Here is a 26,645-nt window from a genome sequence, read left to right as displayed (position 1 = left end):
TTCACCGCTTGGATTTTTTCTTTTGAAGAAAATTTAGCCATAAAAAATGCACCTCCAATTGTTAGACTGTGTCTAACAATTGGGGTGCACTTCAGGTGCTGAGATGCACTTTGAACGGCTTTTTTTATGAGAATTGTTTAAGTGCTCTTTCGGCTAGTAAAGCAAAGTATTCTGCACTTATAGGCAGTGCCTCTTCATTAATTGTAAAAGCAGGATGATGCCATTCATGTGTACCGCTCGTTCCCATAAAGACGAATGAACCTGGTATTTCCTGTTGGTAAAATGAAAAATCTTCTCCAGCCATTGACGGACTAGGTGAGATGATATTAAGATTCATCTTTGTGGCAACTTGAGTAGATAAGTCTGTAAGAGCTTTATCGTTGTGAACAGCAGGAGGACCTGAAAAAAAACGGAATTCCGTTTTTACACCTAATGCATCAGATACACCTTTAATAATACGCTCCATGAGTGCTGGAATCTTTTCACGTGTTTCAGCTTGGAACGTGCGAATAGTACCTTCTAATGTAGCTTTTTCAGGAATCACGTTCCACGTATTTCCTGCATGAATATTTGTGACACTAACAACCACATTATGAGATGAACTTATATTTCGGCTTACAATTGTTTGCAGTGCCATCACAATTTGAGAGGATGCGACAATAGGATCTACGCCAGCATCTGGTACAGCCGCGTGTGTACCAACTCCGTGAATTTCAATTTCAAATCGATCAACTCCGGCCATCAGTGGACCATCTTTAATGCCAATAGTACCTACTGGTAAATCAGGTTTATTATGCATGCCGAAAATCGCTTGCACATTACGTAAATGTCCAGCATCAATAACTTTGCAAGCGCCATTACTACTTTCTTCAGCTGGTTGGAATATGAAGCGAACCGTTCCATTTAGGGAAGATTCTCTTTCTTTTAATAAGAAAGCAGTACCTAAAATAGCAGCTGTATGAAAATCGTGTCCACAAGCATGCATTTTCCCTCGTACTTTAGATGCATAGGACAAATGTGTTTCTTCTTGAATAGGAAGAGCATCAATATCAGCACGAACTGCTACAATTGGTCCGTTTTTATTACCAGACACTTCAGCGATAATTCCTGTTTCTAAATTGGAATCAATGATAGTAATATTTTTTTCTTCTAACCAATTTTTTATTGCTTTTGTTGTTTCGAACTCTTCATATGATAGTTCTGGATACTCATGTAAATGTCGACGCATGGAAATAAGTTTTTCTTTTAGTTGATTTGAAATAGATACCATGTAGTATGCCTTCTTTCTTCAGCAAAATATTTATCATAAGTATACAACAATAAAAGAGAGGATTCTCAAATGAAAATCCTCTCTCGTTTATCCCGTATTAATGGGCAGCCCGATTGGTTCAACTAATTAAAGTTTTACTTTATGCTGCGACTTTTTTATGCGTATGATGTTTACGATAACGTCCACGCATTGCGTATGCAATTTGCGGGATTGCAATCCCAATTAATATAAGTGATACACCGAACCATTGTGAAGATAGTACAGCTTCTTTTAAAACGAATACTGACATAATTGTTGTAACTGGTAGTTCCGCTGCACCAAGAATAGTTGCTAAGCCAGAACCGATTTTTGGAATACCGATTGTAAAGGCAATAGATGGAATTACGATACTAAATGTTCCTAATCCTAAACCATATTTCCATAGACCTTGAGAAATGGCACCATTAAAAATAAATGTTGGTGGGAATACAATCATGACTAAAGTTAAAGCACCAGTCATTAAGAGAACACCGCGCGGTAATGAAGGTACTTCAACAGCAACTTTTCCGCTCACGAAAATGTATGTTGCGAATGTAACAGCAGATAATAAACCTAAAATGATCCCAGTCGTATCGAAAGCACCTACTGATTGTTCAAATAAACCACTTGATAAAAATGTCCCTACAAGTAAGAAAATAACAGAAATAACTTTTTCTCTTGAAGGTAATGTTTTTGTTGCGACTGCTTCAATGATAATTCCGACCCAAACGAATTGGAATAAAAGAATAATTGCAATAGAAGCTGGTACAGTTTTTAATGAAGCATAATAAAAAATTCCGGTAAAACTTGCAGATGTTCCTGCAACGAATAAAAGTAATGCTTGCTTTAAAGGAACGCGATGTCTAGAAAATAGAAGTGTAATAGCAAGCAAAATAATCCAACCGAACAAATATTGGCTGCCAATTACCTCTCCAAGTGAAAATCCTTCTGCATATGCAAGCTTAACAAAAATAGCTAAAATTCCATAACTACACGCTCCTAATAAAACTAAAAGAGAATAACGAAGCATGAAAAATTCCTCCCATCTATATGAAGTTGTTCCGTATCGAAAATATATAACTAGAGGGAAGTATACAAAATTAGAAATAAAGGGTCAAATGAAAGAAAAGTATGACATTTTATAGAATAATAATAAAAGTATGATATTTATGCATAATCTTGAAATTATTAATAGTAGAAGTATTATAAAATCAACTTTGTATTGTATAGAGACAGCATTTGAAAAAAATATTTTTTTAAACCAATATGTATATAGACGTACTAGTAACGTGCTAATTATTTGAGAAACTATGTTACCTTTGTTATGGTAATAACAATTAAAGGAGTTGTAAAATCCATTTGAGTTTTTCTATATAATAGAAGGAAATGAAAACGTTTTATTAGAAACTGTGAGGAAGTATGGTTTTTCTTATTACCACGTTGTAAAAGTGATTTCACGAATTGTTCATAGTATTTTTATGTGTTTTTGTTACAATATTTAGGGAGAGGAGTGGAATGATGCAAGATATTAGTATTTTTTTAGCGTTTGGCGCCGGGTTCTTATCATTTATTTCCCCATGTTGCTTACCGCTTTATCCGGCATTTTTATCGTACATAACAGGTATGTCGGTTTCTGAATTGAAAGAAGAAAATGCAATGCTTCGCAAAAGAAGTATGATACATACAGCGTTTTTCTTACTTGGATTTTCAATTATATTTATTGCAATTGGATTTGGTACAAGTTTTATTGGAGGAATCTTTACTGACTATAAAGATTTAATCAGACAGTTAGGTGGTATATTTATCATCGTGTTCGGCTTAATTATTGTCGGGGTGTTTAAGCCGAAATTTTTAATGCAAGACCGTAAATTTACATTTAAAAATCGTCCAAGTGGCTATTTTGGATCAGTACTAATTGGATTAGCTTTTGCAGCAGGGTGGACGCCATGTACCGGACCAATTCTAGTGTCCGTAATTGGATTAGCAGCAACAAATCCAGAATCAGCAATGATATACATGATTGCTTACATACTTGGATTTGCAATCCCGTTTTTCGTATTGTCATTCTTTATTACGAAAATGTCTTGGATTAAAAGAAATAGTATGGCCTTCATGAAAGTCGGAGGATATATTATGATTGTTATGGGTGTCTTCTTATACTTTAACTGGATGACGAAAATTATCGTATATTTCTCAAGTTTATTTGGTGGTTTTACTGGTTTTTAGTATTATTCTGCGAAAATGTTGGAAATACTAACGGAAAAGCATATAATGAAAGTATATTTTGCATATAGCCACAAAAAAGGATGAGAAAATATGAACATAGTTCTTTTATCAAGTATCGTTGCTGTTTGTATGGCTGTCGGTGCGATGTTTATTCGTTTAAAAGCAGCTAAGAAACCTGCAACATTGAAAAAAATTATACTTCCGCCATTTTTTATGAGTACGGGCGCATTGATGTATGTTTTTCCTGAATTTCGATTAACTCCAGCAGAAATGTTAGAAGCAATTGGTGTCGGTTTGATTTTCTCTATTTTTCTTATTAAAACATCTAAATTTGAAATTAGAGGACAAGAGATTTATTTGAAGCGTTCAAAAGCCTTTGTTTTTATATTAATTGGATTACTTGTAGTGCGGATTGTATTTAAAACATACTTAAGTCAATCTCTTGATTTAGGACAACTTAGTGGCATGTTCTTCTTACTTGCGTTTGCGATGATTGTGTCATGGAGAATTGCAATGTATCGTTCCTTTACGAAATTACAGAAGGAAATGGAAAAAGAAGATGGTTTTTATAATGAAAAAGATATGAAGCTAACTTAAAAACTGTATATGTATTAAATAAAAAAGACAGCGTCAAAGGCGCTGTCTTTTTTATCGAAAATAATATGAAGTTACTTTGCAAGTAAAGATTGATAGTTAGAATAATCAATCTTTTTTTCTTGTAGTTTTTTAATTAAAAATTTATGATCACGCTTTGGTGTGGCAATGATGTATCCTTTAATAATTAAGTCTTGTGTAATTTGAGAGGCATTTTCTTGTAATGCAAGTTCTCCAATTTTTCCAGCAATCTTTGATTTTGCAACATCGCGAAATAGTTCTGGAACAGGACTTACAAGCTCTTCTAACAATTGTTTTTGTTCGTCAGTCCATAAATGTCTCGTTTTATTTATGTAGTGTTCTTCCCAATCTAAAATGGACATGCCGTCTTCTTTCGGTAAACGTTTTAAAAATTTTCTGAACATAAAGTATCCACCGATAGACATAAGCCCTAATAAAATAACCGTCCATAATACAATGAACCAACTGAACCATCCCTCGAGCAAGCATATCCCCCCTTAATGATAGCGGTTTTCTTTTATTCATATTATATACAGTGAGATTCATAGAAAGCAAGAACGCTTGGTCATTTTGACCAAGCGTTATAGTTTAAACGAAGTATAGTTGTTCAACACATAAATTATTATTATCGTCTTCAACATACTCAATAATAAGTGTGCCAACTTTACGATCTTTATCTTCAGTTGTGAAAATAGAGTAAGAAGTAAAACGTGTTTTTGATAGGCCGCTTATATGTGTAGGTAAAGAAATGTAGTTGTTATCGCGGAAGAATTCCATCAGTTCAATATCCTCAAATTCTTTTCGGTCAACTTGTTTGTTTGTATAGCGGCGTTGAAGTTGTTTTAAAGATTCATTCCAAGAAATTGCTTTTGTGTCGTATACCATTGTTCTATCTCCTTACTGTATGTAATTATTAAGAACATACGTTCTAATCTAGTATACTCTTTTTATTAGAAAAGGGAAAGCAAAAAATAATGTAAGCTTGGATTTCCAAGCTTACATTATTGATGCGTCCGTCATAATCTCTATTTTTCATTATAAGTTAGATAAGAATAAGAAACAAGATGATATATATAATGTTGAGAGTTTTCAAGGTTCTGTATATTATAGGTGTACTAAAGTGTAAGGGAATGAGAGGCGTGGCATATGTAATTTCACTGCAAGGGCCGATGGCTAGCGGAAAAACAACATTAGCAAAAAGGTTAGAAAAGAGAAGGTTTCGAGTTATATATGAAAATCCATATCCAATTGTAGAGAAGCGAAAAAAATTGAATTTAGATATGAATTCAAAAGTAGGGTTTATTATGAATCAAAAAATGTTTATGGAAGCAAAAATTAAGGAGTTTCAAAATGTGAAAAATTCAGTCGTAATTTTTGATCGCGGACCAGAAGACATTGAGTTTTTTACACTCTTTTATCCAACGATTATAGGAGAAGAGTGGGATATAGAAACTGAATTGAAAGATGAATTATATAAATTAAGAGAATGCCGTTCGGATGCGATTTTTTACTTAGATGTTACGAAAAAGAATGTATATGCTAGAAAAAATAATGATAGAACAAGAAACAGAAGTACGTTTGAGGAGCAATTTAAATTAGTAGAAACTGAAAAAGATTGGTATAAACAATTTCCTGTAACTTATGTGGACACAAATAGATTAACAGTGAACAATTTAGAGGTATATTTTATGGACTGGCTAAAGGAGAGAGGGCTATGAAAAAAATACTTTTATTTGTATACCCAACATTTGCAGAGTTTGAAATAACAGTAGCAACGGCATTGCTGAAAAATAAATATGAAATCATCACAGCGGGCTTAACTAAAGAATTGGTTATAAGTGAAACCGGGTTGCAAGTGCAGCCGCATATAGAAGTAAGTGAAGTACGTGTAGATGAGTATGAGGGGATACTTATTCCAGGTGGAGAAGAAGTACAGTTGAAAGATGCAAAACCTCTTTTTTCAATCATTCGTCAATTTCATGAACAAGAAAAATTAGTGGCGGCAATTTGTGCTGGACCGTATGCGCTAGCAAAAGCAGGCTTATTCAAAGAAATCTCGTATACAGTGACCCTAGATTATCAAAAGCTTGATTGTTTTCCAGTAGAAAATTTTGTGTATAAAGAAGTTGTGCAACACTCAAATATCATTACAGCACAAGGGCATGCATTTGTACCATTCGGAATAGCGATTGCCTCTTATTTTGGAGTAGCAAACGAACATAATATAAATTTTTACGGTGGTAAAGGGAATGTGATGATGGAGAAGCTTTTGCCTGAGAATGTATAAAAGCTAGCTAATGCTAGCTTTTTTCTTTTTGACATCGATAAATGGCTAACGTTTTCGGATCGCGCCATATACCATTATGAAGTAACAATTCATTTTCTACTTCTTCTTTTAGCCATCCCTTCATTTCGGTGTGAAGAAGTGTGTTATCCGGTATATTTAACGACGGAAACATGCTAGAAATATAGTTTACAATCGGAGTAGCATGATGAAAAACGAGAGCATTATGAATAACTGTTTCTTCAACAGTTGGAAAAACGGATTGTAATATCTCTTTACCGTTTTCTAAACAAAATGGAGTGACTGATGATGTTGTTTTCGGCAAATCAAATGCGTCTAACATGCGGTTACACATTTCAACTATACGAGGTAGTGTAACGCTAGAATTTGTTGTAGCTAAAAGTGAGCCACCAGGACGAATTACTTTATCGAATCCTTGAATTGTTTTTTCGACATCTTTCATGTGATATAGCATATGTCTTGCGACAATCCAGTCGTAGCAATTAGCTTCAAAAGGAAGTTTTCCAGCGTCACCTAGTCTCCATTCAATTAAATTATTCGTTTTAGTGGCTTCAGAAAGCATGGCTTCTGATTGATCAAAACCGGTTAATTGACCTTTATGGCCATTCGCTTGCAAAAGGGAAAGGAATTTTCCGTTAGCGCACCCAACCTCTAATATTCTTTCTCTCCCTTGAAGTTGTAAATGTTCAATAACGATTTCATCTAAATTCACTTGTTTTTCTTCGTAATGTTTATGTGTATCGATACGTGTTTGTAAATTGTTACTAACGCTATATTGCCGTTTTACATCATTCATTTTTTCATATTCCACTTTCATACAAAATTGTTGAATCGCATGTGTTAATACATCGGTTTTCTTTAAACCTTCGTAATGGAGTGCGGATTCAAACCTTTCAAGTAATTTTTCTTCAATTCGAAAATGAATATCTTTTCGCTTTTTCATTGGAATCTCTCCCCTTTGCATCTGTTAGTGAGACTATAGCATGCCTGAAAAATTTGTGTAAATCATTTGTGTACACAAATGGAGGAGATGAAAAAATTGTTTGAATGTGAGTTTAAACTATTGACGATTTAACCGTTTTCATATATTCTTAAATTAAGAAATATTCAAATAATTAAAAGAAATGAGAGAGTCACATGCTTCTTCAAGGAACACATCGAATTGGTCGTATGGCCATGCTGTTGGCACTTGCGGATGAGAATGAAAGCCCTGTATTATCCATTCCGAAAGGTTGGAAATATTGTACGGGGAAAGTGGGTTCGATGAATTCGCAAAAGGTTGTCGCAGCAATGGAAACAGCGGCTAAAAGCAACCAAGTTATTGAAACAGACGTTTACAGAGAAACACATGCACTTTATCATGCAATTATGGAAGCTTTGTACGGAGTGACGAGAGGTCAAATTCAGTTAGCAGACGTTCTTCGTACAGTAGGACTTCGTTTTGCGATTGTGCGCGGTACACCATACGACGGAAAAAAAGAAGGCGAATGGGTTGCTGTTGCATTATATGGAACGATTGGTGCACCTGTAAAAGGATCTGAGCATGAGGCGATTGGTTTAGGAATTAATCACATATGATTTGCCCATAGTCTATTAGTTAGAAGGGGGCCTTACTTTTTTAGGACAGAAGTCTGTCTTAAAAAAAGATAAGGTCCCCTTTTGCCTTTTTAAGGAGGAAAAATGATGATTACGTTAACAGGACATACATTGACAGTTGAAGAAATGAAGAGGTTATTACTGGAAGGAGAAGGTGTAACAGCTTGTCCAAATAGTATGAAAAAGGTGGCGGAGTGCCGCGAAGTAGTTGAGAAAATTGTAGAGGACGGAAAAGTCGTTTACGGTATTACAACTGGATTTGGAAAGTTTAGTGATGTGCTTATTCAAAAAGATGATGTAAAGGCACTTCAACATAATTTAATTCAGTCACATGCATGTGGGATAGGTGATCCGTTCCCGGAAGAAGTATCACGCGGTATGTTAATTTTACGAGCGAACACGATGCTTAAAGGGGTATCTGGCGTTAGACCGCTCGTTGTAAATATGCTTCTTGAGTTTGTAAATCGTAAAATTCATCCAGTCGTTCCGCAACAAGGTTCACTTGGTGCAAGTGGAGATTTAGCACCTTTATCTCATCTTGCGCTCGTATTATTAGGCGAAGGTGAAGTGTTCTATAAAGGGAAACGCGTTCATGCAATGGTTGCTCTTACAGAAGAAGGGCTTGAGCCGATTGAACTTGAAGCGAAAGAAGGTCTTGCGTTAATTAATGGTACGCAGGCGATGACAGCACAAGGAGTTCTTTCTTATATAGAAGCAGAAGCAACGGCGTATCAAGCTGAACTAATTGCTTCGATGACAATTGAAGGGTTACAAGGCATTATTGATGCATTTGATGAAAATGTTCATAAAGCACGCGGTTATAAAGAGCAAGTGGAAGTAGCAAGCAGAATTCGTGACATTCTTCATGACAGTAAATTAACAACAAAACAAGGAGAACTACGTGTACAGGATGCATATTCACTTCGCTGTATCCCGCAAGTACACGGTGCTTCTTGGCAAGTTTTAAATTATGTGAAAGAAAAATTAGAAATTGAAATGAATGCCGCAACAGATAATCCGCTTATCTTTGATGGTGGGGAAAAAGTAATTTCGGGCGGGAATTTCCACGGTCAACCGATTGCGTTTGCGATGGACTTCTTAAAAGTAGGAATGGCAGAACTTGCAAATATTTCAGAGCGCCGTATTGAACGTTTAGTGAATCCGCAATTAAATGATTTACCACCATTTTTAAGTCCAGAACCAGGACTTCAGTCTGGTGCGATGATTATGCAATATGCTGCAGCATCACTAGTTTCTGAAAATAAAACGTTAGCACATCCGGCGAGTGTTGATTCAATCCCGTCATCAGCTAACCAAGAAGATCACGTAAGTATGGGAACAATCGCTTCACGCCATGCACATCAAATTATTCAAAACGTAAGACGTGTTCTTTCAATTGAAATGATTTGTGCGATGCAAGCTGCAGAATATCGCGGTATTGAAAACATGAGTACAGTGACGAAGAGCTTCTACCATCAAGGTCGTCAGCAAGTACCTTCTATTACAAATGACCGCATATTCTCAACGGATATTGAAAATATTGCGTATTGGTTAAAAACGAATTATTCGATCAAAGAAAGATTAGATGTAAACGCAGCACTATAAAATGAGAAAAAGGAGAGATTGAAATGGAAAAAGTACAACAAACAATTCGCGCGCCAAGAGGTACTGAGTTACAAACGAAAGGATGGGTTCAAGAAGCTGCACTTCGTATGTTAATGAACAATTTAGATCCAGAAGTTGCTGAAAAACCAGAAGAATTGGTTGTATATGGCGGAATTGGCCGTGCAGCCCGTAACTGGGAAAGCTATCAGGCGATTGTAGATTCATTAAAAACGTTAGAAAGCGATGAAACGTTACTTGTTCAATCAGGAAAACCAGTTGCAATCTTTAAATCACATGAAGATGCACCGCGCGTTCTGTTAGCGAACTCAAACTTAGTACCAAAATGGGCAAACTGGGATCACTTCCGTGAACTAGAGAAAAAAGGTCTTATGATGTACGGACAAATGACAGCAGGTAGCTGGATTTATATTGGAACACAAGGTATTTTACAAGGAACATATGAAACATTTGGAGAAGCGGCACGTCAACATTTCGATGGTTCATTAAAAGGCACACTAACACTTACTGCTGGTTTAGGTGGTATGGGTGGCGCACAACCTCTTGCTGTAACGATGAATGGCGGTGTTGTTATCGCTATTGATGTTGATAAGCGCAGCATCGATCGTCGTATTGAAAAGAGATACTGTGATATGTATACAGAATCGTTAGAAGAAGCATTAACGGTTGCGAACGAGTATAAAGAGAAGAAAGAACCAATTTCAATTGGATTATTAGGCAATGCGGCAGAAATTTTACCAGAGCTAGTGAAGCGTAATATTATGCCAGATTTAGTTACGGATCAAACATCTGCACATGATCCATTAAACGGTTATATTCCAGTAGGTTACACATTAGAAGAAGCAGCGAAACTTCGTGAAGAAGATCCAGAGCGCTATGTACAATTATCAAAAGAGAGCATGACAAAACATGTGGAAGCAATGCTTGCTATGCAAGCAAAAGGTGCAATTACATTTGATTACGGAAATAACATTCGCCAAGTTGCTTTTGATGAAGGATTGAAAAATGCATTCGATTTCCCAGGATTCGTTCCAGCATTTATCCGTCCATTATTCTGCGAAGGAAAAGGACCGTTCCGCTGGGTAGCACTTTCTGGTGATCCAGAAGATATTTATAAAACAGACGAAGTAATTTTACGTGAGTTCGCTGATAATGAACATTTATGTAACTGGATTCGTATGGCACGTCAACAAGTTGAATTCCAAGGTCTTCCGTCACGTATTTGTTGGCTTGGTTACGGTGAGCGCGCGAAATTTGGTCGTATCATTAATGAAATGGTGGCAAATGGCGAATTATCAGCACCGATCGTTATCGGCCGTGACCATTTAGATTGCGGATCGGTAGCATCTCCAAACCGTGAAACAGAAGCGATGAAAGACGGTAGTGATGCAGTAGCTGACTGGCCAATTTTAAATGCATTAATTAACAGTGTAAACGGTGCAAGTTGGGTATCTGTTCACCACGGTGGCGGCGTTGGTATGGGATATTCACTTCACGCTGGAATGGTTATCGTTGCAGATGGAACAGAAGCAGCAGCAAAACGTATTGAGCGCGTATTAACTTCTGACCCTGGTATGGGTGTTGTTCGTCACGTGGATGCAGGATATGACTTGGCAGTGGAAACTGCGAAAGAAAAAGGCGTTAACATTCCAATGATGAAATAAGGAGGAGAAAACATGCTGGACACTTTACTAATAAATATCGGTCAATTACTAACAATGGATCAAGAAGATGGCTTGTTAAGACGGGAAGCGATGAACACGCTTCCTGTTATCGAAAACGGTGCGGTTGGAATTGAAAATGGTGTAATCACTTTCGTTGGAACAGTGGAAGAAGCGAAAGGACTTCAGGCGAAAGAAGTTATTGATTGCGGTGGGAAAATGGTTTCTCCTGGTCTTGTTGATCCGCATACTCATCTTGTATTTGGTGGATCTCGTGAAAATGAAATCGCACTAAAATTACAAGGAGTTCCGTACTTAGAAATTTTGGAAAAAGGGGGCGGTATTCTTTCAACTGTAAATGCAACGAAACAGGCGTCGAAAGAAGAACTTGTTCAAAAAGCGAAATTCCATTTAGACCGTATGCTATCTTTCGGAGTTACAACTGTAGAAGCGAAGAGTGGTTACGGATTAGATGATGAGACGGAATGGAAACAATTAGAGGCAACAGCACAATTACAAAAAGAGCATCCGATCGATTTAGTTTCAACATTTTTAGGTGCTCATGCAGTTCCGAAAGAGTATAAAGGTAGATCGAAAGAATTTTTACAATGGATGTTAGACCTACTACCAGAAATGAAAGAGAAGCAATTAGCGGAGTTCGTTGATATTTTCTGTGAAACAGGTGTGTTCTCTGTAGAAGAATCAAAAGAATTTTTATTAAAAGCGAAAGAGCTTGGCTTTGACGTGAAAATTCATGCAGATGAAATCGACCCTCTTGGTGGTGCGGAAGCAGCGGCAGAAATCGGTGCAGCATCAGCGGACCATTTAGTTGGAGCTTCTGATAAAGGGATTGAAATGCTTGCAAACTCGAATACAGTAGCAACATTATTACCAGGAACAACTTTCTATTTAAATAAAGAAAGCTTTGCTCGTGGTCGTAAAATGATTGATGAAGGTGTTGCAGTTGCGTTAGCTACAGACTTTAACCCAGGTAGCTGTCCAACTGAAAATATTCAGCTTATTATGAGCATTGCGATGCTAAAACTGAAAATGACACCAGAAGAAGTTTGGAATGCCGTAACGGTTAACTCATCATATGCCATTAACCGTGGTGATGTAGCTGGAAAAATTAGAGTTGGTCGTAAGGCAGATTTAGTTTTATGGGATGCTTACAATTATGCTTACGTACCGTATCATTACGGCGTAAGTCATGTGAATACAGTATGGAAGAATGGTAATATTGCATATACAAGAGGTGAACAATCGTGGAGCACGGCCACTATTTAAAGAAAAATGCAAAGTTTATTGATCGTGAAGTGACAAAATGGAGTGAGATGATTAAAGATTGGGAGGAAGGCGTAGAAATATTCGGTGCTGCCTTAATTGGAGCACCCCTTTCTAAACCATCTATTAGTCATTCAGGAGCAAGTTTTGCTCCAAAGACAATTCGTGCGATGTTAGATGCATATAGCACATATGCAATTACAGAAGAACACGATATGAAAGAAAGTGTCTTATATGATTGCGGCGATATTACGATGCATGTGACGGATATAAAAGAAAGTCATAAACGAATTGCAAAAACAGTTGGTCATGTAACGAAAGTAAATCCGAACATGATACCAATCGTTCTTGGCGGTGACCACTCGATTAGTTTTCCGAGTATAACAGGTTTTGCAAACAGTAAAGGAAAGGTCGGAATTATTCAATTTGATGCTCATCATGATTTACGTAATTTAGATGATGGAGGCCCGTCAAATGGTACACCATTCCGTAGTTTACTAGAAAATGATGTCATTACAGGGAAACAACTTGTTCAAATTGGAATTCGTAATTTTTCTAATGCACGTGCGTACCATGAATATTCAATAGAACATGGCGTGACAGTGTATACAATGAAAGATGTACGAGAGCGAGAAATAAAAGATATTATCACGGAAAGTATTGAAGTATTAAGAAATCAAGGTGTGACTTCTATTTATATTTCTCTTGATATGGATGTGCTAGACCAAGCGTTTGCACCAGGTTGTCCAGCTATTGGGCCTGGTGGAATGGATAGTACGACTTTACTAGATGCGATTGAATTCCTTGGTAAAGAACCGCTCGTTCAAGGGATGGATATAGTAGAGATTGATCCAACTCTTGATTTTAGGGATATGACGAGTAGAGTAGCAGCGCAAGTGATTATGAGTTTTCTTTTAGCGAGGGAAACGGTTAGTAAGCAGGTTAGTATATAGACGGAAAAGTAGATCTTTATTTATGTCTTATCAAAAACACATCACTACTTAAATGTAGTGATGTGTTTTTGTGTTAAAAGAGAATGAATGTGTGTGGAACTGTTAATGGAATTGCGGTTTTTATAGTGTATTGTGTAAATTTAATTTCTTGCTTCTGAAGTGTTGACGTGTAAAATAATTTTGTGATAAAATAAAAATTTTGCTAAAAAACTAAAATTGTGTTAAACTTGAGAAGGTTACCATATATGGAGGTGGATTATTTGTTTCAAATTGGCGATAACATTGTTTATCCAATGCAGGGAGCAGGTATAATTAAAGCCATAGAAGAGAAGGAAATCTCAGGAGAAAAACAACAGTATTATGTTATAAAAATGTCGGCTAGTAATATGGAACTAATGATTCCAGCAGGGAAAATATTGAATTCGAATATACGACCAGTTACGGATATAACCGCATTAGCACACATAATGGATATTTTTCAGCATGGGGAATCAGATAGATTACTTACGTGGAAGCAAAGGTATAAATTGAACACTGATAAAATAAAGACGGGTAAAATGCAAGAAGGTGCTGAAGTTGTGCGTGATTTAATGCGTATACAGAAAGAAAAAGCACTTAATGCAAGCGAAAAGAAGATGTTAGATAACGCATATGAATTTTTGATTAGTGAACTGGGATTAATTGAAGGTATCACAGAAAATCAGATAAAAAGCTTTTGTTAAGGTTCATTACAAATAATGTATTATATCCCAAAAAAGATCTTGAATTTTTTGGGAACATAATTATAGAAAATTTATCATTTCAAAGACATTCAACTCTTTCAAACCACTTTTAGAGCATTACCTCTATTGTTATTACTACAATCAAATCCATTTTTATTTTTTAATTTCATTTATGAATGTTCGAAGTTTAATTGAATACTTCGATAAAATAGTTACTTGATTTTTGCAATCCTGATTCACACTGGCACGGACGAGGAGCCGTAAGGATGAAAGAGAGGTAGGGCTTTCATTGTTTTAGGTATATAAGTTATTATTTTTAGAAGAATACTGAACCATTTTCACTTCTATTGATAAGGTGTTTTTTATTAAAGAGATAAACGAATTGACAGCCATATAGTTAACAAAAAAGGTTTCCTCCTAAGGAAACCTTTTTAATATTATTTATAGCATTTTATTTTTGGGATATTCGAATTTTTTATTGTAAAGTCGTAAAAATTGACGTTACTATCTAAAAGTAAGTATGATGCGATTATAGTAAGATTTTTTAGGGGGAAGAAAAATGACAAGTTCAAGTAATAAAGCAGCGAGTATTTATGAAGGAACAAATGTAAATGCTGGGGGATTTTTTGAAAACGTTGAAGAAACAAAGTTGTTTGATCCAATTCAAGTTGGAGCTTGGTCTCTTCGTAATCGTATAGCGATGGCACCGATGACAAGATGCTTTGCAGATAATGAGACTGGAGTAGTTGGTGCTGATGTAGTGGAGTACTACAGAAAACGTGCTGCGGATGGAATTGGACTAATTATTACAGAAGGAATTGTCATTAGTCAGAGAGCAAAAGGAAACCCAGGAGTGCCAGGTATTTATACACAAGAACAAATCGATTCTTGGAAACCTGTTACAGAGGCGGTACATAAAGAAGGCGGGACGATTATTGCTCAAATATGGCATGTTGGGCGTATGAGTCATCATGAAATAATTGGTGGTCAAATGCCACAAGCACCGTCGGCTATCGCTGCAGAGGGAAATGTTCCACGTTTTCGTAAACCATTTGATACGCCAGAAGCAATGACGTTAGAAGAAATACAAGAAGTGATCGGTCAATATGCACAAGCTGCGAAAAATGTGATCGAAGCTGGATTTGATGGAGTAGAAATTCACGGTGCACACGGATATTTAATCGATCAATTTACGTATGAGTTTGCGAATAAGCGAACAGATAAATATGGCGGTAATTTAAAACAAAGGTTAACGTTTATGAAAGAAGTAACGGCGGCTGTAATAGAAGCTGTTGGAGCTAATAAAACACTTCTTCGCTTCTCTGCTTTCAAAGGTGATAATCCTACTTATATGTGGGAAAACCCTGAGTTTGCAATTGAAACGTTCATAAATATGTTTAAAGAGGTAGGGTTAACGATGATCCATCCTTCAACGATGAATTATACGCAAGAGATTGCTGACGGAAAGAATTTTCATCAACTAGTAAGAAAATATTGGGATGGTACGATTGTTGGGGTTGGTAATTTGAATCCGAAAGAGGCCGAAGAAGCGTTGGAAGAAGGAACGATTGATGTAGCGGCATTCGGAAGACCGTTAATTGCTAATCCAGACTTTGTTCATCGAATTAAACACGCTGAAAGTTTAGTTGAATATGACGCGAAAGAGCATCTTGCTACGTTAGTATGAATAAAGATAAAAGGAGAGCACATCGAGTGTTCTCCTTTTATTATGGAATTTCATAGGGGGAAGCGGGATGAGTGAAACGCTACTCGTTATTATTAGTATATTACTATTTTTAATGTTGCTTTTAATCGTCTTTTTTATCATTACATTTTTTATAAAAAAACGAACACACCATTCTATTTTAAAATTACATCCGTACTTAGGAAGAATGCGCTACTTACTGGAAAAGATAGGGCCTGAATTTCGACAATATTGGTTTGATCATGATACGGATGGAAAGCCTTTCTCACGTTATGATTTTCAAAGTGTTATGTTTTTAGCGAAATATCGCTCTGAAATACTTGGTTTTGGATCAAAACGAGATTTTGAAGCTTCTGGCTATTATATTGCTAATACATTATTTCCGATATTAACTGAGGAATTAAGTGTGAATCTTACGCAAGAGCGGGAAGGTAAAAAGTACGTGATTCATAAAGAAGGGTTATTTTCAAGAAGAGAAAAATTGACAGCGGATACAACGAATCTGTGGCTGTATGAAGAAGATGATGTAATTATAGTTGGTGAGAACCGTAAATATCCGTGGAAGCTACATGGCATGTTTGGTGCATCTGCAACTTCTTACGGTGCGATTGGAGAAAATTATATTTTAGCGAGTGGTTTTGGAGCGAAAATGGCAGGCGGATCGTGGATTAATACGGGTGAAGGCGGCGTTATTCCAGAACATTTACATACAGGAGCAAATATCGTTGCACAAATTGGTCCAGGGTTATTTGGATATCGTGATGAGGACGGTAATTTTTCAATGGAAAAATTCATGGAGAAAGCGAAAGAAAGTAATATTAGAGCATTCGAATTGAAATTTGGGCAAGGTGCTAAAATACGTGGTGGTCATTTAGAGGGGCAAAAAGTAAATGAGAAAATTGCTTTTGTTCGCAACGTCCGAAAGGGAGAGACGATTAATTCACCGAATAGATTTTCATTTTTAAAGAATGCAGCGGATACACTTTGTTTTATTCAACAGTTGCAAGAAAGCGGCGGTAAACCAGTTGGAATGAAAATTGTAATTGGTCAGCAGAAGCCTTTGGAAGATTTAATAAAAACAATGAAAGAACTAAACATTTACCCAGATTTTATTACAATAGACGGTTCAGAAGGTGGGTCAGGGGCAACGTATAAATCGATGGCAGATTGTATGGGACTGCCGCTTATCCCAGCATTACTTACATTTATCGATACAGCAAATCATTATGGTGTCCGTAACAAGTTTAAAGTATTTGCATCGGGTAAATTAATAACACCAGATAAAGTAGCGATTGTTTTAGCGATTGGAGCGGATGCTGTAAGTTCAGCCCGCGGATTTATGATGGCAAGCGGCTGTATTATGGCCCTTCAATGTAATTCTGGCCAATGTCCATCTGGTGTAGCCACGACGAATCCACATTATCAAAAAGCATTAGATCCGTATGAGAAGAAGTGGCGAGTCATGAATTATATTATTAGTATGAGATATAGTTTATTTTCATTAGCGGCAGCGGCGGGAGTGAAGAGCCCGCGCTATTTAACTAGAGAGCATATTGTGTTTAAAGACGAGGTGGGGAGAGTAATTCCTCTTTCGGAGTTGTTTCCTATAGTAAATCAAACCTAAAAGTATATTTGATATGTAAGATTTTTTAGAGGAATACTCATATTTTGGGGAAAATTAGGAGTATAATAGGGAAGTGTTTTTTAAAATGACTATTTTTAGGGAGAGATTCACTTGCAGCAAGGTTCTTACAGTATTACAATTTTTTTACTCGTCATAGGGCTCGTTATATTTAGACGCATGCGGTCTATGAATCGACCAATTAATAATAAAGGAAGACGACTACTATTGCCATTATTTTTCTTATTACCAGGTTTTTCTTTATATGCAGCACCGATACAACTTGCTGATTGGAAAATTGGTATAGCTGCTGGGATCGGATTGTTATTGTCAATTCCACTTATTATTTTAAGTGGGTATGAAGTCAGAGAAGATGGTCAAATTTATGCAAAAAAAGTATCGCTTTTATTGCGACATTTTTAGTTATCGTTCTTTTACGTGCTTATTTTAGAAGACATTTACAAGGGTTAGATCCAAAGTCAATCGGTATTCTTTTCTACACTCTTGCGGTTTGTTATATAGTACCTTGGCGTATTGGATGCTATATGAAATTTCGTAAAGTATATGTAGAGAAAGAGAAAATTGAGACGTCAATAAGCTAAAAGTCATACATTTGTGTGGCTTTTTCTTTTAAAATTTATCGGGTAAACAGATGAAAATAAGGTGTGAAAAAACACTGTTTAATTTTCTGAATATTTTTACTTTAACTTCTTGAAAAATCATTGTAATCCACTGGGATAAAGGCGTTTATAAAGGTTTTCACATGTAATGAAAAGTGCTCGTTCACTTGAAAGAACAAAAAATGTTTGTTAAGGTAGGGAACCATAAGCGAAAACAAGAAAATAGAAAAAGTCATTTTTCGAAATTTTGAATGGCTTATGGACTAAGGGAGAGATTTGGTGAAGATTGAAATTATGGTTTCGCTTGCTATTTATATGGCAGGTATGTTGTATATCGGATATTGGTCTTATAAGAAGACATCCAATTTATCAGATTATATGTTAGGCGGAAGGGGACTCGGTCCAGCAGTTACAGCTTTATCAGCTGGTGCTTCTGACATGAGTGGTTGGATGCTAATGGGATTACCTGGTGCGATGTATGCAACAGGATTATCAAGTGTATGGATTGCGATAGGTTTATTAATAGGTGCTTATGCAAACTATTTAATCATTGCCCCGCGTTTACGAACGTATACAGAAGTGGCAAATGATTCAATTACGATTCCAGACTTTTTAGAAAATCGGTTTAAAGATCGTACGAAAATACTTCGTTTTGTCTCCGCTATCGTCATTTTAGTATTTTTCACATTTTATGCGTCGGCTGGTTTAGTTTCAGGTGGACGTTTGTTTGAAAATTCTTTTAACCTTGATTATAAAATTGGTTTATTTGTAACAGTGGGTGTCGTTGTTGCGTATACACTATTTGGTGGTTTTCTAGCTGTAAGTTGGACGGACTTTGTGCAAGGTTGTATTATGTTTATTGCACTTGTACTAGTGCCAATTGTTGCTTTTACGGATGTCGGTGGTGTAACAGAAACATTCAATACGATTAAGCAAGTTGATGCATCACATTTAGATATGTTTAAAGGGACTACAATACTTGGTATTATTTCATTTTTAGCATGGGGTCTTGGGTATTTTGGTCAACCACATATTATTGTCCGTTTTATGGCAATTACTTCTATTAAAGATTTAAAAACTTCTCGTAGAATTGGTATCGGTTGGATGACGATTTCAATTATAGGTGCAATGCTTACTGGTCTAATTGGTATCGCTTATTATGCTAAAAATAATGCGACATTACAAGACCCAGAAATGGTCTTTGTAACATTCTCAAATATTTTATTCCATCCGTACATTACAGGATTTTTATTATCAGCTATTTTGGCTTCGATTATGAGTAGTATTTCCTCACAATTACTTGTTATTTCAAGTGCCGTAACGGAAGATTTCTATAAAACATTTTTCCGTCGTAATGCAAGTGATAAAGAACTTGTATTTATCGGTAGGCTGTCAGTATTAGTTGTAGCGATGATTGCAGTTGTTTTAGCGTATCATCCGAGTGATACAATTTTAACGCTTGTTGGATATGCTTGGGCAGGATTTGGATCAGCATTTGGACCAGCAATTTTATTAAGTTTATATTGGAAGAGAACGAACAAATGGGGCGTTCTTGCTGGGATGATTGTCGGGGCATTAGTTGTTATTACTTGGGTACAAATTCCAAGTTTAAAAGCGACTATGTATGAAATGGTACCTGGATTCTTCTGTAGCTTATTAGCTGTTATTATTGTAAGTTTATTAACGAAAGAACCAGTTAAAGCGATACATCGTGAATTTAATGAGATGGAAGCAGTATTGGAAGAAGAAAAGAAATGATTTGCAAAAAGAGTAAACGGTGAATAGCGTTTACTCTTTTTACATGTAAAATGAAAGTAAGGACTTATTGACAATAAAAAATAAGTAACTTATAATAAATCTTGAGTTCGAGATAATAAATGTTCATAATGAAAATTTATTATGGTTATAAATCGAACAAATATTTTTTGTGAATTATCTTGAATTCGAGATAATCCAATAGGTTAGACACCGATACGTAATCTTGTAATTAATATCTCGAATTCGAGATAAAATTATAATGACGGATTTTACTTTGTAGCATGGACAAAATGAATAATGAATTTAAATGTAAAAGAATTTTTATAATGAAATAAAAAAGGGGTGGAAGAAATGGAAAAGAAAACAATGGGAATCCATCATATTACAGCGATTGTAGGGCATCCACAAGAAAATGTAGACTTTTATGCTGGTGTATTGGGGTTACGTTTAGTGAAACAAACAGTGAATTTTGATGATCCAGGTACGTACCATCTGTATTTTGGAAATGAAGGAGGAAAGCCTGGAACAATTATTACGTTTTTCCCATGGACAGGTGCTCGTCAAGGTATTATTGGAGATGGTCAAGTAGGAATTACGTCTTACGTTGTACCAAAAGGTGCAATGGAGTTTTGGGAAAATAGATTAGAAAAATTCGATGTTTCGTATACAAAAATGAATCGTTTTGGAGAGCGGTATTTAGAATTTGATGATCCGCATGGTTTGCATATAGAATTAGTTGAAAGAGAAGAAGGCGAATTAAATAATTGGAGTTTTGGAGAAGTTACACCAGAAGTAGCAATTAAAGGGTTTGGAGGTGCTGTTCTTTTATCTACACAGCCTCAAAAAACAGCTGAATTATTAGAACATATTATGGGTCTTGAGAAAATTGGAGAAGAGGGTGAATTTGTTCGATTCCGTTCTTCTGCTGACATTGGAAATATTATTGATTTGAAATTATCAACAATCAGTCGTGGCCAAATGGGCGTTGGCACAGTTCATCATATTGCCTGGAGAGCGAGTGACGATGCTGATCAGCTAGACTGGAAAGAGCATGTGTCGCGTTTTGGATATCACGTAACTCCTGTACAAGATCGAAATTATTTTAACGCGATTTATTTTAGAGAACATGGTGAAATCTTATTTGAAATTGCAACAGATCCTCCTGGTTTCGCTCATGATGAATCGTTAGAGACGATGGGTGAGGAATTAAAGTTACCGGAACAATATGAACAACATAGAAAACAGATTGAACAAACGCTTTTACCATTTGAAGTGAGAAATTTAGATTAAAGTGATTGAAGGGGGAAAAGGATTATGATGAAACATGTTTTTCAAAAAGGAAAAGATACGTCAAAACCAGTGTTGTTATTACTTCATGGCACAGGTGGTAATGAATTAGATTTACTACCACTTGCAGAAATAGTTGATCCGGAAGCGTCGGTATTAAGCGTTAGGGGAAATGTGTTAGAGAATGGGATGCCGCGTTTCTTCCGCCGATTAGCAGAAGGCATTTTTGATGAAGAGGATTTAATTTTCCGTACGAAGGAATTAAATGAATTTTTAGATGAAGCGGCTAAAGAATATAAATTCGATAGAAATAACATTGTAGCTATCGGTTATTCGAATGGGGCAAATATCGCAGCAAGCTTATTATTCCATTACGAAAATGCATTGAAAGGTGCTGTGCTTCATCACCCAATGGTACCAAGAAGAGGAATGCAATTAGCAAATTTAGCAGGGAAATCTGTATTTATTGCTGCTGGGACAAATGACCCAATTTGTTCATCAGCAGAGTCAGAGGAATTGAAGGTACTATTAGAAAATGCAAACGCGAATGTAACAATGCATTGGGAAAATCGAGGGCATCAATTAACGATGGGTGAAGTAGAAAAAGCAAAAGAGTGGTATGACAAAGCATTTTAAAAAAGAAGCATCTGCTAATCATTAGCAGATGCTTCTTTTTTATTTAAGACTGGATTGCAAGATGAGATGAAGAAAGTGGTAGCTTAATATCAACAATTGTACCTTTATTTAATTCGCTTGAAATGTGTAATTTACCATGATGTTCTTCAATTATTTTGTAACACATCATTAATCCTAGTCCTGTGCCTTTTTCTTTTAAACTATAAAAAGGTTCGCCTAGACGGGAGATACGATCTTCTGGAATGCCACAACCTTCATCGATAATTCGTATTAAGATGAAATTATCCTCTAATGGTTTTGTTTGGATGAAAATATTTCCGCCATTTGGCATCGCTTCTATCGCATTTTTTAATATGTTTATAAAAACTTGTTTTAATTGGTTACCGTCACATTGAATATCATATACGTAATCAAAATGATCCATGATGATATGAACGCTATGCATAATTGCAGTCGGTAAAATAAATGTAACTACCTCTTCAATTAAAGTTTGTATGTTACAAGTTTGGATAGATAATACTTGTGGCTTAGACATCGCCATAAATTGACTCGTGATGGATTCCATTTGTGAAATCTCACTTAACATAACATCGATATACCATTTTTGCTCCTCATTTATTTCAGGGAGGAGCAACGTTAGAAAACCTTTTAGAGAAGTGAGTGGATTTCGAATTTCATGGGCAATTCCAGCTGTCAGTTGTCCGACTACTGCGAGCTTCTCAGATTTTCGTAATAACTTTTCAGTTTCTTTTAGCTCAGTAACATCTCTCCCCATCACGATAAGACCTTTGCGAGAACCGTCAGGATGATAAAGCGGGACTTTTGATATACTTAAGATTAGATCGAAATCATCTCTATGTATAATAAATTCCTCGCCATGAAGAATTTGTCTTTGTTGCCATGCTAGTTCATCAATTTCTTCACAATGTAAAAAAGCTTCTCGGTATGCTTCATTATATTGAATGAGTTCGCTATCTTTTTTCCCATGGTAAGGTACATGATGGAAATTGAAGCAAGAAAGTGCGTAGTCATTTGCCTCAAGCCAGCGCCCTTCATGATCTTTAAATATAACAAAGGCAGGCATGGAGTTTACTAATGTACGTAATCTCTTCTCACTTTCTTTTAGCATATTCTCAATTCTTTCTGATTTTTCAAGCGGCTTCATAATAGCATATACGCCAGTAAGACGATTTTGAACAAAAATAGGAACTAGTTTTGTCACAACATCTAATAAGAATCCATTTTTATGATAAATAGATAAGATATACTCTTGTTGATTATCCGCTTCAGTATTCTTTATATTTTGTAATACTTGCTCAGAAATATGGGCTTCTAAAATAGAGGTAATATTTTTCTGTTCTAATTCTAAAGAAGTGTAACCTAATATTCTTTCGGCAGAAGGATTTATATGTAGAATAACTCCTTCTAAATTTAATGAAATAATACTATCAGGATTGTGTTCGAACAGAGATGCGTACATTTCTGTTAATGAACGATCTTGTATATGGTTTCGCAAACGTCTAGAAATGTTCGGATGACGTTTTTTTTGAGTTGGTGAATATTTTTTACGACTCATAATAGTTCCTCCGTACAAATAGCATCTAAAAAGATTTGTCTATTCATAACTATAATATAGATGTAATGTGTATTTCTATAAAAAATGGAAGTTATAGAATAAATTTTGTTTTTTTTATTTTTTGTAAGGTGAATGCAGGGTGGTAATAAGGGGAGCTTATATTGTTTTATAAACCTTTTGTAAGTTACAGACGGCTGTTTTCCATATAACATTAGGGTAGAGGAGGGGAGAGGAAATGAAAAATTATATTCAAGGGATTAATCACGTGCAAGTAGCTGCACCTGTAGGGTGTGAAGAAGAGGCGCGTGATTTTTATGGGAATATGATTGGTATGGAAGAAATTCCAAAGCCAGAAGAGTTGAAAAAACGAGGCGGATGTTGGTTTAAATGCGGAAATCAAGAAATTCATATTGGTGTCGAGCGGAACTTTACACCAGCTAAAAAGGCTCATCCAGCTTTTTATGTGAATGAAATTAATGAATTTAAGCAAACACTTATAGAGCAAGGTGTTAAAGTGATTGATGATTATGCACGGCCAGATGTAATTCGATTTTACGTGTCAGATCCATTTGGAAACCGAATTGAATTTATGCAAAATAAAGACTAGGTGGATTCCCACCTAGTCTTTAACTTCTTCTGAAAAGTCCTAACACTTCTACAGTTTCTGTAATATTAACGAATGCATTCGGGTCGATTTCAGAAATTGTTAGTTTCATACTTGCTAATTCTTCACGAGAAACGACGGTCATAAGTACACGCTTTTTCTCGCTTGAATAAGCACCTTCGCCATCAAGTAACGTTATTCCACGTACAACAGTTGAAAGAAGCTGTTTTTTCATTTTTTCTGCTTCATTTGTTACAATCATAAGTGTAACTTTACGATGTTTTGTATGAACAGCATCAATTACTTTACCAGTTACATAAATTGAAAGTAAGCTTGTAAGTGCAACATCCCAGGTGAAGAAGAATCCTGCGATTATTACAACGACTGCATTTAAAATAATAAGGAATCCGCCAAGTTTAATGTCTCGCTTGCGGGATAAAAGCATACCGATAATATCAAATCCACCAGTGGATCCATTACAGTTAAAAACAAGACCAATACCAGCTCCGGCGATGACACCTCCGAAGATAGAAGATAACAATGGATCTGTTGCTACGACTTTTACTGGAACGTAGTATAATGCAACAGATAATACAACTACAGAGACAACTGTGTTAAAAATTACTTTTTTTCCAAGACCTATGTACCCTAAAATAAGGATAGGTAAGTTTAATACAAAGTTAATAATGCCTGTGTTTACAGGGGTTACAATCCCTAAAATAATAGCAATTCCGCCAATTCCACTACTTAAAATTTTGTGGGGGATAAGGAAAAGATTAAAGGCAACCGCAATAATAATAGAACCGATAATAACACCAAGGAATCTGACCATTTCTTTCCCGTCCTTCACTGAAAAATTCATATTATTTCAAGATTATATATGATATTGAAAGTTTTGGGTAAAAACAGTTTATTTTGGTAAATTAGATTAATCAAAAGAATTTGAGTATTTTATCATTTGAAAGGGGATACAGTTGTGAAGATAAAAACATATCAACAGAAAAGCCCGTTGAAGCAAGAATGTGAGGATTCTTATTTTTGTAATAAAGAAAAAAAGATTTATGGTGTATGTGACGGTGCAACACCACTTGTCCCGTTTCGTGATGAAAAGGGACATAATGGAGCATACATCGCTTCGCATTTATTTGCAAGTTATTTTACTGCATTACGAGAGAATCATAGTTTACAATTTGCAGTTGCCAAAGCAAATGAAGCATTGCAAAGCAAAATGTTAGAATATGAAGTAGACATGGGAAAAAAAGAGCATTTGTGGTGCACATGTATCGCGGCAGTTCAAATAGTTGGTGAGAAAATTGAATATGCACAATTAGGGGACTGTATGATTGTCGCAACTTTTCAAAATGGAACGATGCAAGTATTAACGAAAGACACAGTTGAAGGAATTAGTAAACGAGCAAAAAGGAAGAGGGAAGAAGATCGTAAAAAAGGGTTATCTGTACCAGAAGAATATGTTTTTCAAGATGTGCGACAACAGTTAAAATACAATCGTTATCTTGCAAATATGCCAAATGGTTATTCAGTTGCAAATGGAATGAAAGAAGCGATACATTATTTACAACATGGTGAATTACATATAGATGAAGTGAGTGGAATTTTTATTTGTTCAGACGGGTTATTCCACCCAGATTGGTCATTAGAACAAACTGTTGCATATATAAGAAAGAATAGTATAAACGAATATGTAGCAATCATTGAAGAGCTAGAAGCGGAAAAGAGAATAAGGCCAGATGATAAAACGATTATTATGATTGATTTTTAAGAGGAGGCAGTTCAAATGGAAATTAAATGTGTCAATCTAACATTTCAAGATGAATTAGTTCCTTTAGAAAAAGTAAATCAACTGATTATTCACCATACAGCTGAAGATGGATGGGACGTGTATAAAACGCATGAATTTCATCAAACTGTAAGAGGGTGGAGCGGAATTGGTTACAACTATTTTATTGAAGAAGATGGAACTGTAGTGGAAGGGCGAGGTTTACATATTGGAGCGCATGCGAAAGACCATAACCGTTATACAATTGGAATATGTATGACGGGAAATTTCGATAAATACGATCCAACTCCTGCACAAGTGAATGCATTATATTCTTTATGCAAAATGTTTATGAAGCAATTTGCTATAAAGGAAAAAAATATACTAGGTCATAGGGAGTTAGAAGGAGTTACAAAAAGCTGTCCTGGTAATCGTTTTTCTATGGTAGAGTTAAGGAAGATATTATCTTAAATATAGAGGAGTAACAACGATGATGAATATAAAAATACCAAATGATAAAAAAGAAGAGCTTGTAGCGCAAATTCAGCAATTTTTCATGGAAGAAGATCTAGATGAAATTGGACGTTTCCAAGCAGAGCGTTTAATAGAAGAAATGATTAAATTAGTTGGACCATTTGCATACAATCAAGCAATTGGAGATGCAAGAAAGCTTGTAAGTGAGAAATTAACGAATATCGAAGAAGATTTATACGTGTTAGAGAAGAATGAAGGAAAATAAAAAAAGAGCCGATGTGGTATTATCCCCTATAGGTAGACAGTAAAAAAAG

The 26,645-nt window shown here is 35.8% G+C and carries 27 protein-coding genes and 1 pseudogene; 21 read left to right on the top strand and 7 right to left on the bottom strand.

Features of this window, described 5'->3' with window-relative positions; translation table 11 throughout:
* Nucleotides 1-124: 124 nt before the first annotated feature.
* The gene (locus tag F3I02_RS32265) at nt 125-1,270 is read right to left on the bottom strand and encodes a M20 peptidase aminoacylase family protein (protein WP_196478791.1); all 1,146 of its coding nucleotides are present in this window, start codon (nt 1,268-1,270) and stop codon (nt 125-127) included.
* Between the two features lie 139 nt (nt 1,271-1,409).
* Nucleotides 1,410-2,318: an EamA family transporter gene (locus F3I02_RS32260; RefSeq protein WP_000947038.1), complete on the bottom strand. Its 909-nt coding sequence runs from the start codon at nt 2,316-2,318 to the stop codon at nt 1,410-1,412.
* A 343-nt stretch (nt 2,319-2,661) separates the two neighbouring features.
* Here F3I02_RS32260 and F3I02_RS34785 point away from each other — a divergent pair, with 343 nt between their 5' ends.
* The 3 genes from F3I02_RS34785 to F3I02_RS32250 all read left to right on the top strand — a co-directional run bounded on the left by F3I02_RS34785 (nt 2,662) and on the right by F3I02_RS32250 (nt 4,111).
* On the top strand, nt 2,662-2,790 hold the full coding sequence (locus F3I02_RS34785) for a peptidase T (protein ID WP_074593505.1): 129 nt from the start codon (nt 2,662-2,664) through the stop codon (nt 2,788-2,790).
* 16 nt (nt 2,791-2,806) lie between these two features.
* Nucleotides 2,807-3,514 carry a cytochrome c-type biogenesis protein CcdA gene (ccdA, locus tag F3I02_RS32255; RefSeq protein WP_001152676.1) on the top strand — a complete coding sequence of 236 codons (708 nt, stop codon included), beginning with the start codon at nt 2,807-2,809 and terminating at the stop codon, nt 3,512-3,514.
* Between the two features lie 90 nt (nt 3,515-3,604).
* Nucleotides 3,605-4,111 (top strand): CcdC family protein, encoded by a 507-nt coding sequence (locus F3I02_RS32250; RefSeq protein WP_001028440.1) that lies wholly within the window; start codon nt 3,605-3,607, stop codon nt 4,109-4,111.
* Nucleotides 4,112-4,182: 71 nt separating this feature from the next.
* Here F3I02_RS32250 and F3I02_RS32245 read toward each other — a convergent pair whose 3' ends face one another.
* Together F3I02_RS32245 and F3I02_RS32240 are read right to left on the bottom strand one after the other, a co-directional pair.
* Complete coding sequence (locus tag F3I02_RS32245) at nt 4,183-4,614, bottom strand: DUF2621 domain-containing protein (protein WP_000889393.1); 432 nt, start codon at nt 4,612-4,614, stop codon at nt 4,183-4,185.
* Between the two features lie 103 nt (nt 4,615-4,717).
* Entirely contained in the window at nt 4,718-5,014 is a 297-nt protein-coding gene (locus F3I02_RS32240; protein WP_000262406.1) for a hypothetical protein, read from the bottom strand.
* Nucleotides 5,015-5,259: 245 nt separating this feature from the next.
* Between F3I02_RS32240 and F3I02_RS32235 the strand changes: the two genes are divergently transcribed.
* Together F3I02_RS32235 and F3I02_RS32230 are read left to right on the top strand one after the other, a co-directional pair.
* Entirely contained in the window at nt 5,260-5,847 is a 588-nt protein-coding gene (locus F3I02_RS32235; protein WP_163051178.1) for an AAA family ATPase, read from the top strand.
* Nucleotides 5,844-6,416 carry a DJ-1/PfpI family protein gene (locus F3I02_RS32230; protein ID WP_000722208.1) on the top strand — a complete coding sequence of 191 codons (573 nt, stop codon included), beginning with the start codon at nt 5,844-5,846 and terminating at the stop codon, nt 6,414-6,416. The genes F3I02_RS32235 and F3I02_RS32230 overlap by 4 nt, the downstream gene beginning before the upstream one ends.
* Nucleotides 6,417-6,429: 13 nt before the next feature.
* On the opposite strand, the gene F3I02_RS32225 is transcribed toward F3I02_RS32230, so the two are convergent.
* On the bottom strand, nt 6,430-7,377 hold the full coding sequence (locus F3I02_RS32225) for a class I SAM-dependent methyltransferase (RefSeq protein WP_196478790.1): 948 nt from the start codon (nt 7,375-7,377) through the stop codon (nt 6,430-6,432).
* A 194-nt stretch (nt 7,378-7,571) separates the two neighbouring features.
* Between F3I02_RS32225 and hutP the strand changes: the two genes are divergently transcribed.
* From hutP to F3I02_RS32165, 12 genes and pseudogenes are all read left to right on the top strand, one after another.
* Nucleotides 7,572-8,012, top strand: coding sequence for a histidine utilization transcription antiterminator HutP (gene hutP / locus F3I02_RS32220; protein ID WP_000926516.1), 441 nt, complete (start codon nt 7,572-7,574; stop codon nt 8,010-8,012).
* 105 nt (nt 8,013-8,117) lie between these two features.
* On the top strand, nt 8,118-9,635 hold the full coding sequence (gene hutH, locus F3I02_RS32215) for a histidine ammonia-lyase (protein ID WP_000631861.1): 1,518 nt from the start codon (nt 8,118-8,120) through the stop codon (nt 9,633-9,635).
* Nucleotides 9,636-9,658: 23 nt separating this feature from the next.
* Nucleotides 9,659-11,317, top strand: a complete 1,659-nt coding sequence (gene hutU / locus F3I02_RS32210; protein ID WP_196478789.1) for a urocanate hydratase — start codon at nt 9,659-9,661, stop codon at nt 11,315-11,317.
* A 12-nt stretch (nt 11,318-11,329) separates the two neighbouring features.
* Nucleotides 11,330-12,601 (top strand): imidazolonepropionase, encoded by a 1,272-nt coding sequence (gene hutI, locus F3I02_RS32205; RefSeq protein ID WP_000887544.1) that lies wholly within the window; start codon nt 11,330-11,332, stop codon nt 12,599-12,601.
* The gene (gene hutG, locus F3I02_RS32200; RefSeq protein ID WP_061884491.1) at nt 12,580-13,551 is read left to right on the top strand and encodes a formimidoylglutamase; all 972 of its coding nucleotides are present in this window, start codon (nt 12,580-12,582) and stop codon (nt 13,549-13,551) included. The genes hutI and hutG overlap by 22 nt, the downstream gene beginning before the upstream one ends.
* A gap of 260 nt (nt 13,552-13,811) precedes the next feature.
* A complete protein-coding gene (locus F3I02_RS32195; RefSeq protein ID WP_175423368.1) occupies nt 13,812-14,273 on the top strand; it encodes a CarD family transcriptional regulator in 462 nt (153 codons plus the stop codon).
* A 559-nt stretch (nt 14,274-14,832) separates the two neighbouring features.
* Nucleotides 14,833-15,960: an alkene reductase gene (locus F3I02_RS32190; protein ID WP_196478788.1), complete on the top strand. Its 1,128-nt coding sequence runs from the start codon at nt 14,833-14,835 to the stop codon at nt 15,958-15,960.
* Nucleotides 15,961-16,027: 67 nt separating this feature from the next.
* Complete coding sequence (locus F3I02_RS32185; RefSeq protein ID WP_196478787.1) at nt 16,028-17,602, top strand: FMN-binding glutamate synthase family protein; 1,575 nt, start codon at nt 16,028-16,030, stop codon at nt 17,600-17,602.
* 111 nt (nt 17,603-17,713) lie between these two features.
* Nucleotides 17,714-18,201, top strand: a pseudogene (locus F3I02_RS32180) (CcdC protein domain-containing protein).
* Between the two features lie 297 nt (nt 18,202-18,498).
* On the top strand, nt 18,499-19,977 hold the full coding sequence (gene putP / locus F3I02_RS32175; RefSeq protein WP_196478786.1) for a sodium/proline symporter PutP: 1,479 nt from the start codon (nt 18,499-18,501) through the stop codon (nt 19,975-19,977).
* Between the two features lie 351 nt (nt 19,978-20,328).
* On the top strand, nt 20,329-21,267 hold the full coding sequence (locus F3I02_RS32170) for a ring-cleaving dioxygenase (protein ID WP_131250041.1): 939 nt from the start codon (nt 20,329-20,331) through the stop codon (nt 21,265-21,267).
* A 24-nt stretch (nt 21,268-21,291) separates the two neighbouring features.
* Entirely contained in the window at nt 21,292-21,900 is a 609-nt protein-coding gene (locus F3I02_RS32165) for an alpha/beta hydrolase (protein ID WP_000975488.1), read from the top strand.
* Nucleotides 21,901-21,943: 43 nt separating this feature from the next.
* Here F3I02_RS32165 and F3I02_RS32160 read toward each other — a convergent pair whose 3' ends face one another.
* Nucleotides 21,944-23,476, bottom strand: a complete 1,533-nt coding sequence (locus tag F3I02_RS32160; RefSeq protein WP_000087651.1) for a BA3702 family sensor histidine kinase — start codon at nt 23,474-23,476, stop codon at nt 21,944-21,946.
* A gap of 235 nt (nt 23,477-23,711) precedes the next feature.
* Between F3I02_RS32160 and F3I02_RS32155 the strand changes: the two genes are divergently transcribed.
* Nucleotides 23,712-24,083 carry a VOC family protein gene (locus F3I02_RS32155; protein ID WP_000800778.1) on the top strand — a complete coding sequence of 124 codons (372 nt, stop codon included), beginning with the start codon at nt 23,712-23,714 and terminating at the stop codon, nt 24,081-24,083.
* Nucleotides 24,084-24,102: 19 nt separating this feature from the next.
* Here F3I02_RS32155 and F3I02_RS32150 read toward each other — a convergent pair whose 3' ends face one another.
* Nucleotides 24,103-24,912 (bottom strand): YitT family protein, encoded by an 810-nt coding sequence (locus F3I02_RS32150; RefSeq protein WP_000251344.1) that lies wholly within the window; start codon nt 24,910-24,912, stop codon nt 24,103-24,105.
* 126 nt (nt 24,913-25,038) lie between these two features.
* Between F3I02_RS32150 and F3I02_RS32145 the strand changes: the two genes are divergently transcribed.
* From F3I02_RS32145 to F3I02_RS32135, 3 genes are read left to right on the top strand one after another with little or no spacing between them, the layout of a single operon-like run.
* Nucleotides 25,039-25,860: a protein phosphatase 2C domain-containing protein gene (locus tag F3I02_RS32145; protein WP_131250039.1), complete on the top strand. Its 822-nt coding sequence runs from the start codon at nt 25,039-25,041 to the stop codon at nt 25,858-25,860.
* A 15-nt stretch (nt 25,861-25,875) separates the two neighbouring features.
* On the top strand, nt 25,876-26,328 hold the full coding sequence (locus F3I02_RS32140; RefSeq protein ID WP_046945607.1) for a peptidoglycan recognition protein family protein: 453 nt from the start codon (nt 25,876-25,878) through the stop codon (nt 26,326-26,328).
* Between the two features lie 19 nt (nt 26,329-26,347).
* Nucleotides 26,348-26,596: a DUF2164 domain-containing protein gene (locus tag F3I02_RS32135; RefSeq protein ID WP_000981064.1), complete on the top strand. Its 249-nt coding sequence runs from the start codon at nt 26,348-26,350 to the stop codon at nt 26,594-26,596.
* The last annotated feature ends 49 nt before the right edge of the window (nt 26,597-26,645 follow it).

It is taken from the genome of Bacillus sp. SRB3LM (genome assembly GCF_015712745.1).
Lineage (GTDB): Bacteria > Bacillota > Bacilli > Bacillales > Bacillaceae_G > Bacillus_A > Bacillus_A thuringiensis_K.
Note: the sequence above shows the minus strand (reverse complement) of the source record. Positions and strands in the feature narration are given on the sequence as shown.